Origin of the sequence: Mycobacterium sp. (assembly GCF_035506235.1) — a bacterium.
Taxonomy (GTDB): domain Bacteria; phylum Actinomycetota; class Actinomycetes; order Mycobacteriales; family Mycobacteriaceae; genus Mycobacterium.
In genome coordinates this window covers 1-6,371 of record NZ_DATJPU010000016.1, presented here as the reverse complement: position 1 = coordinate 6,371, position 6,371 = coordinate 1, and the positions used below count along the sequence as shown (strand labels likewise).

Genomic DNA, 6,371 nt, shown 5'->3' with positions numbered 1-6,371 from the left:
CATGGACATCGACAGTCCCTGCGTGATCAGCAGGTTGAGAACGAACACCGCGACGATGCCGATGACAACGGAGGCGTTGACCGCGTCGGCCACGCCGCGTGCACCGCCCTTGGCCTCAAGACCGCGCTGGCAGGCCACGAGGATCACGACCACTCCGAAAAGCCAGGTCTTGAGGACGGCGACCACGACGTCGTTGACGCTGGCGAACGACGCGAACGACGCGATGTAGCTACCCGGGGTGCCGGACTGGAAGCCGACATTGATGGCGTAGCCCGCCGCCAGGCCCATGAAGATGATAAAGGAGCACAGCACCGGCGCCACGATCAAGATCGCCGCCAGCCGAGGGGTGACCAGCCGCTGCACCGGGTCGATGCCCATGACACGCAGCGCGTCGACCTCTTCACGAATGGTGCGGGCGCCCAGATCGGTGGCCACCGCCGAACCCGCCGCACCGCCCAGCAGCAGCGCGGCGACGACCGGTGCACCCTGTCGGATCACCCCGAGACCGCCGGCCGCGCCCGAGACCGACGAAGCGCCGACCTGCTGGATGAAGTTGCCCACCTGCACCGCCACGATGACGCCGAACGGGATGGACACCAGCAACGCCGGTATCGCCGTGACGCTGATGATGAACCAGGCTTGGTTGAGGGTGTCGCGCCAGGGGTGGCGCAACCGGATCAGATCCGTGGTCAGGTACCCGAAGGCCTGGGCGGCCAGGTCGAAGAAGCGGCCCAACGTCTGCAACGAGGAATCGAGCTGATTGAGGCCGTAGCGCACCGGCCTGCCCAGCGCCGTGATGACCTGGCGGCCGACCGACGCCTCCGCGGCGGCCTGGCGATCTTCCGGCGCGGCGGACGTCGGGTGATTGGGGTCGTGTTCGCCGTTGGTAGTGGTGCTCGCGTCGACATCGACACAGCAGACTTCAGTGCCTTCTGTCTCGGTGGCCGGTTCAGCCGCTCTCGCGTCGTGGACACCTGCGGTCAACGGCAAATTCCTCCCTCCGCCCAGCAAAGAACGAGCCTGTTTGACGTGTGTTTATCAGCGGTAGGTGCGTTCTACCAGCGGTGGCGAGTATCTGTTCGCGGAAGCAGCCGAGTGTGACGTACGACACATTTTTGCGCAGCCATCTGGGCTGACGGTCCAGTACCGATTTCGGCCCAGGGCCTTGATTCCGTTGAGAGCGGAGGGGAGGTTCAACTGATATGCCCGCTCCCGATCGGCCCGATGAACCACCGGGCCTCGTCCACCGCCGTCAGCTGCTGCGGCTGGCCGGCGGCGTCGGCTTGGCGTCCATGCTCGGTGCATGCTCGACGTCGACGACAAGTGTCCGCCTGACCAGTAGCGCCTCGGCTCAGCTGCTGTGCCGGGAGGCGTGGGGTGCGCGAGCTGCCCGGCCCGGCGGTAGGCCGCACACCATCACCCGGATGACCCTGCACCACGAGGCCGTGGTGCTCGGCGACAACCGCAATGCCCCGGGCCGACTCCGGGGGGACCAGCGCTACCACCAAGACCAGCTGGGCTGGATCGACATCGCGTACCACGTCGGCGTCGACCGCGACGGCAACATCTACGAACTGCGCAGCACCGAAATCGCGGGCGACACTGCCACGGACTACGACACGACGGGCCATTTCCTAGTCCTCTGCGAAGGCGACTTCGACCAGGAGGCGGTGTCGGAGGCCCAGTTGCACGGAGCCGCTCTCGCGTTCGCATGGGCCGTGCAGAATTTCCGCATCGCGACCAACACGCTGGCGGGTCATAGGGACCTGGCTCAGACTTCCTGCCCGGGCGCGAAGCTGTATGCCCACCTCTCCTCAGGTGACCTCAAGCGGCGCATCGACGATCTGCTGGCCGCCGGTCGGGTGGACCTGCAGCGCTATTGCGGACCCGACGCGGCCGCAAGAGTCGCGGCTATCGAGGCGGGCAGCTGACCAGCGCCACCGGTACCCTCTCAATCCCAACTGCAACGCCCGCCGGCAGCCAGGTTGACCCGGCCGTGGATCTCCATCGCCGCCAACACCTGCGCCGCCTGCACCGTCGGGCCGTAGGCGACCGCGAATTCCCTGCCTGAACCGAGCGCGACAGCCATGCAGCTCGTGGTGCTTCCGGCGAGTTGGCAGCCGGTCGGGAACTTCGCGGTGCAGTTCGCCAGCGCATGCTCCTCGGCATCAGACTCGGTGTAGGCGTTGGTATAAAAGAAGGCCTCGGTCTTGTCTTTCGTCGAACCGGAGTTCACCGCTCCCGCCATCCATGTGGTGGCGGCGTGTGCGGGAATAGCCAGAGCCAGTGCGCTTGCCAGGACGAGCGGACCGGCTCCGGCCAGCGGGACGACCCTGCGGGTGGCCGTTTTCCCATTGTGCGTTGCCATTTGACGTGGTCTTTCCGCCGTTGCGGTGTGGCGCCCGGCGGTGGTCACGGACAACATGTACTTCTCCTCATGCGAGTGATGGACGGAAACGGGCTGCGGGCGGTGTGCCCGCACCCCAGCATCGAGGCGGGACAGGACCAGCAAACCGATAGCCCATTGGACTAGTATATTCCGTACTGAATGCATGATCTAGAGGGTTTAGATACACCTTAGGTATTTATGTGCCGCGCTAAATTCGGGGAGCCCGTCGCGCGTGGCCGCATGGATGCTTCGCAGCGCCGTGGGGTCTTCTCCTTTGGCATGCGGTGGTAGGCGACGACGATCGCCAAACCGGCCGCACATCCGGAAGCTCGCGGAAAATGCCAATTCAGTCCGAAGGGCAGCTGGCACTCCGACAATCGGGTGGCAGGTTGAATGAGGCTGTCGTCGAAAAAGCCAAGGCGAGTATTCACGCAGTTAGTTGTCACCGTGGCGATTTGTGGTCTCGGTGGCCGCGGGCGCCGTTAGCCTTATTGTGGCCGGTCGCCGTAACCAGTTCGGCCAGGAAGGAGTGGCAATGCCGACAGCCGCGCAACTCAGAATTGTCGGCGTCGCACCCGGGCCGAAGCCACGGACGTTTCTCCTGCAGCTGAATCGCCCGCTGACGAAGGGCGAAGCGGCAGAAGTCGATGTCCGTGCAGACAACCCGGAAATCAGTGGTCTCGGCGAATCCACCCTGGGTGTGGCGAGCGAGGACAACTCGATTTTAGTCACCGGTGAGATGTCGGCAGACCAGCTCGAGGCGCAGATGCCGGACTTCGAGAAATTTCTCACGCTTATCGAGCAACAGGGCCATGAGCTTGACGAGTTCGAAGAAGAAAAGGCTAAACAGGCCAGGGCGGAAGCGGCCGAACAGGCGAGGGAGGCAGAGTCGGAGCATGACAAGGGCCCCCTCGCCCGGATCAACCAGAGGTTGCAGAACCGGCAACGATGACATTCATCGCACGCAGTACTCGGGCGCGCTTACGCCTGTCATTCAGCCGGCTTCTGATCGGCTACTCGAAGTCGAGTGTTGCATCTATATCGGTCACCGCGACCACGGTGGGTCCGATCCCCAGCCGGGTGTCCTCAAACCCGTGGTGGATCGAATACAGGCGGCCCGCGACCTGAACCGTTGACGGCGCCGTGGGTGTCGAGTCAACCGACTTGTAGCTCACGAGCTTGTCCAGGTCGAGTGCGTTGAGTTGCCGAACCTTCTTGGTAGTCGCCATGACCGCCAAGCTTTCCAGAACGAACGGCACCGCGGCTCGTCGGCCGTTGCGCGACCGCGCATTCCGGCCCATCGACCGCGTGATCGGTAGAGCCGATTGTCGACGCCGTTGGCCTTTCGTCGTGGCGTGGCCGGGAATCGAACCCGGCGCTCGACCAGGCAATTTGCCGTCTGAGCTGCAGTTTCGTTACGTCTCGTTCCGGTTCAGTCCCGCTCGTTACCCGCGGTTTCGTTCTCGGGTCTTGACGGCGTCAGGCCGGTCACCTACCGCATCAAGCTGAATGAACCACTTCATGAGTGATTGTGGCCGCCCGTTCCTCGCGAACCAAATGGCGATCTCTGGCCCGTCTTGCGCTCCTAACTTCGCGCGGTCCCAACGCTTATTGCTACACCAGCTGAACGTCCGCAAGCCGAGGTCGATCCCCAACATTTTTAGGGCGGATGCCTCATGTGCCGCATTGTTGTGCGGTCGACGATTACTGCATCGAAAAATCGACACCGAATGCGAAGCCGCTCTGGCGATCAGCGGCTTCCCCCGCGAAAGAGCTTGGGAGGCAGTCATGTTCACTATCGAGGAGCTGGCCACGATCCCGCTCTTCTCGACCTTGGGGGAGAAAGAACTGGAGTACCTTGCAGGCGCCGTGGAGGACATCCACCTCATCCCCCGGGAGTACGTAGGCCACGAGGGCGAAAGCCGGTCCCTGGCGATCGTGGTCGAAGGTAAGACCGAGTTGACGAAGCTGGTGAACGGAGTCGAGCAGGTGATTGGCGTCCGGCTTCCGGGCGAAGTCTCAGGCGAAATCCCGATGACGCTCGGTACGCCATTGCCCGCTAGCATGCGAGCCGTCGAGCCCTCCCGCGTGCTGAAGGTGACGGTCGAGGTGTTCTACACGCTCGCCGCCATGGCCCCCCAGGTCTCCGAAACGGTCGGTGCCGCCGCGCTGGAACGCATGGAGATGCTCAGAAACGCCACCGCGCAGCCAAGCGAGCCCACTATGTTCGTAATCGGCCCGCGCGTCGACCCGGGAGTGCACGACTGCGACAGCTTCCTCCATCGCAATCAGATTCCTTACGAACGGCTAGACCCCGACGATCCGGCGGCTCTCGCACGCACCGGAGGCAACGCCACCGGGCATCCGTTAGTTGTGCTGCACGACGGCACGCGGCTGATTACCCCGACGATCCGTGCCGTCGCCACTGTGGCCGGACTGACAGTCGAGCCAAGCCGGGAAGACTACGACGTAGTGATCGTGGGCGGTGGGCCGGCAGGTCTGACCGCGGCGGTCAATGGCGCCTCCGAAGGCCTGCAGACCGGACTGATCGAATCCTTCGCCCCCGGCGGGCAGGCCGGCACCTCGACCCGGATCGAGAACTACACGGGATTTCCGTTCGGCGTCTCCGGTGACGAGCTCGCGAGCCGGACGCTACAACAGGCGAAGCGGCTGGGCGCTGAGATCGTCGTGACCCGTCGGGTCGAAGGCATCGACCCCGCCGACATGACGGTCACCCTCGATGGAGGCGACATTCTGCGAACAAAGTCGATCGTTCTCGCGATGGGCGTCCAGTGGCGACGCCTGCGGGTCGATTCGGTCGATCGATTCGTCGGCTCCGGTGTCTACTACGGCGCGGCACGCAGCGACGCCGGTCTGACGCAGGGAAACGATGTGTATCTCATTGGTGCCGGCAATTCGGCCGGTCAAGCTGCGATCTTCTTCTCCAACCACGCGCGATCGGTGACGCTCCTCGTGCGGGGCGAGTCGCTTGCCGAGAGCATGTCTCACTACCTCATCGAGCAGATCGCAACGAAAGCGAACATCCGGGTCGAAACGCGAACCGAGGTTGTCGCCGGGCACGGCCACGAACAACTCGAGGCGATCGAGATCATCAATCGAAGCACCGGCATGACAACTCGACGGGATGCCAAGGCGCTCTTCGTCCTCATCGGTGCCGAAGCGGCGACTGATTGGCTGCCCTCGGACATCTCGCGCGACCAGCATGGCTTCGTCCTGACGGGGACCGACGCGATGAAGACGGGACAATGGAACGCCGATCGAGAGCCGTTCGCCCTCGAAACAAGCGCCCCGGGGATTTTCGCGGTCGGCGATATTCGCTCCGGATCAGTCAAGCGCGTGGCGGCATCTGTCGGCGAAGGCGGCATAGCGATCGCCCACGTGCATCGCTACCTCCAGCTCCCCCGCTAGCCGCGGCTGCGCATTCGGCTCGGCGATTTCAGCGCAGCTTCGCCAACCAGAAGGCCGCCGGCTCGGACGTACAGTGGAGCTGCCGGGAATCGAACCGCTTGCTCACCCGGCAATGTTCCTTCTGAGCTGCGGTTTCGCTACTTTTCGGTTCCCGTTCGGTCCCCCTCGTTACCTGCGGTTTCGTTCTCGGGTCTTGACGGCGTCAAGAGCCGTGACTTGTCGCATCCAACCACCTGAGCGACTTCATCGGCGATTCGGGCTGCCTTTTCCTCGCGCAGCTGACGACTAGCAGATTCGTCACCTGAGCCAGAGAAACATCTGCCAGCATGGATAGCTGTCGGGCCACAGTTAAACGTCCTACCTATCGCGTGTATCGCGAAGCGAAGGAGCACCGCGTGAACGCTGTCGGGCGGTGGTGGCGCGAGAGCGATCACTTTGACTGGTTAACTCTTTACTTGAACACCCAGGGTATCCGGGTGATATGGCGGGCGATGATCGCCGCCGCGATCGCCTCGATTGCCATAGTCCCAGTGGTGGTGTTGGTCAGACCGAC

Annotated in this window: 6 protein-coding genes; 3 read left to right on the top strand and 3 right to left on the bottom strand. The window is 63.7% G+C overall.

Annotation, left to right across the window (positions count from 1 at the left end):
* On the bottom strand, positions 1-798 hold a 798-nt coding region (locus tag VMD50_RS02420), incomplete at its 3' end, for an MlaE family ABC transporter permease (protein WP_414685979.1).
* A gap of 404 nt (positions 799-1,202) precedes the next feature.
* Between VMD50_RS02420 and VMD50_RS02415 the strand changes: the two genes are divergently transcribed.
* Entirely contained in the window at positions 1,203-1,931 is a 729-nt protein-coding gene (locus tag VMD50_RS02415) for an N-acetylmuramoyl-L-alanine amidase (protein ID WP_325424502.1), read from the top strand.
* Positions 1,932-1,951: 20 nt separating this feature from the next.
* Here VMD50_RS02415 and VMD50_RS02410 read toward each other — a convergent pair whose 3' ends face one another.
* Positions 1,952-2,416: a DUF4189 domain-containing protein gene (locus tag VMD50_RS02410; RefSeq protein WP_325424500.1), complete on the bottom strand. Its 465-nt coding sequence runs from the start codon at positions 2,414-2,416 to the stop codon at positions 1,952-1,954.
* 508 nt (positions 2,417-2,924) lie between these two features.
* On the opposite strand from VMD50_RS02410, the gene VMD50_RS02405 reads away from it, so the two are divergent.
* Entirely contained in the window at positions 2,925-3,341 is a 417-nt protein-coding gene (locus VMD50_RS02405) for a hypothetical protein (RefSeq protein WP_325424498.1), read from the top strand.
* Between the two features lie 61 nt (positions 3,342-3,402).
* Here VMD50_RS02405 and VMD50_RS02400 read toward each other — a convergent pair whose 3' ends face one another.
* Positions 3,403-3,618, bottom strand: coding sequence for a hypothetical protein (locus VMD50_RS02400; RefSeq protein ID WP_325424496.1), 216 nt, complete (start codon positions 3,616-3,618; stop codon positions 3,403-3,405).
* 559 nt (positions 3,619-4,177) lie between these two features.
* Between VMD50_RS02400 and VMD50_RS02395 the strand changes: the two genes are divergently transcribed.
* A complete protein-coding gene (locus VMD50_RS02395) occupies positions 4,178-5,818 on the top strand; it encodes an FAD-dependent oxidoreductase (RefSeq protein WP_325424494.1) in 1,641 nt (546 codons plus the stop codon).
* Positions 5,819-6,371 lie beyond the last annotated feature (553 nt).

Excerpts from the sequence above, each read along its gene's own strand:
- VMD50_RS02415 (WP_325424502.1), top strand. The coding sequence starts at position 1,203 with ATGCCCGCTCCCGATCGGCCCGATGAACCACCGGGCCTCGTCCACCGC.
- VMD50_RS02405 (WP_325424498.1), top strand. The coding sequence starts at position 2,925 with ATGCCGACAGCCGCGCAACTCAGAATTGTCGGCGTCGCACCCGGGCCG.
- VMD50_RS02400 (WP_325424496.1), bottom strand. The coding sequence starts at position 3,618 with ATGGCGACTACCAAGAAGGTTCGGCAACTCAACGCACTCGACCTGGAC.
- VMD50_RS02395 (WP_325424494.1), top strand. The coding sequence starts at position 4,178 with ATGTTCACTATCGAGGAGCTGGCCACGATCCCGCTCTTCTCGACCTTG.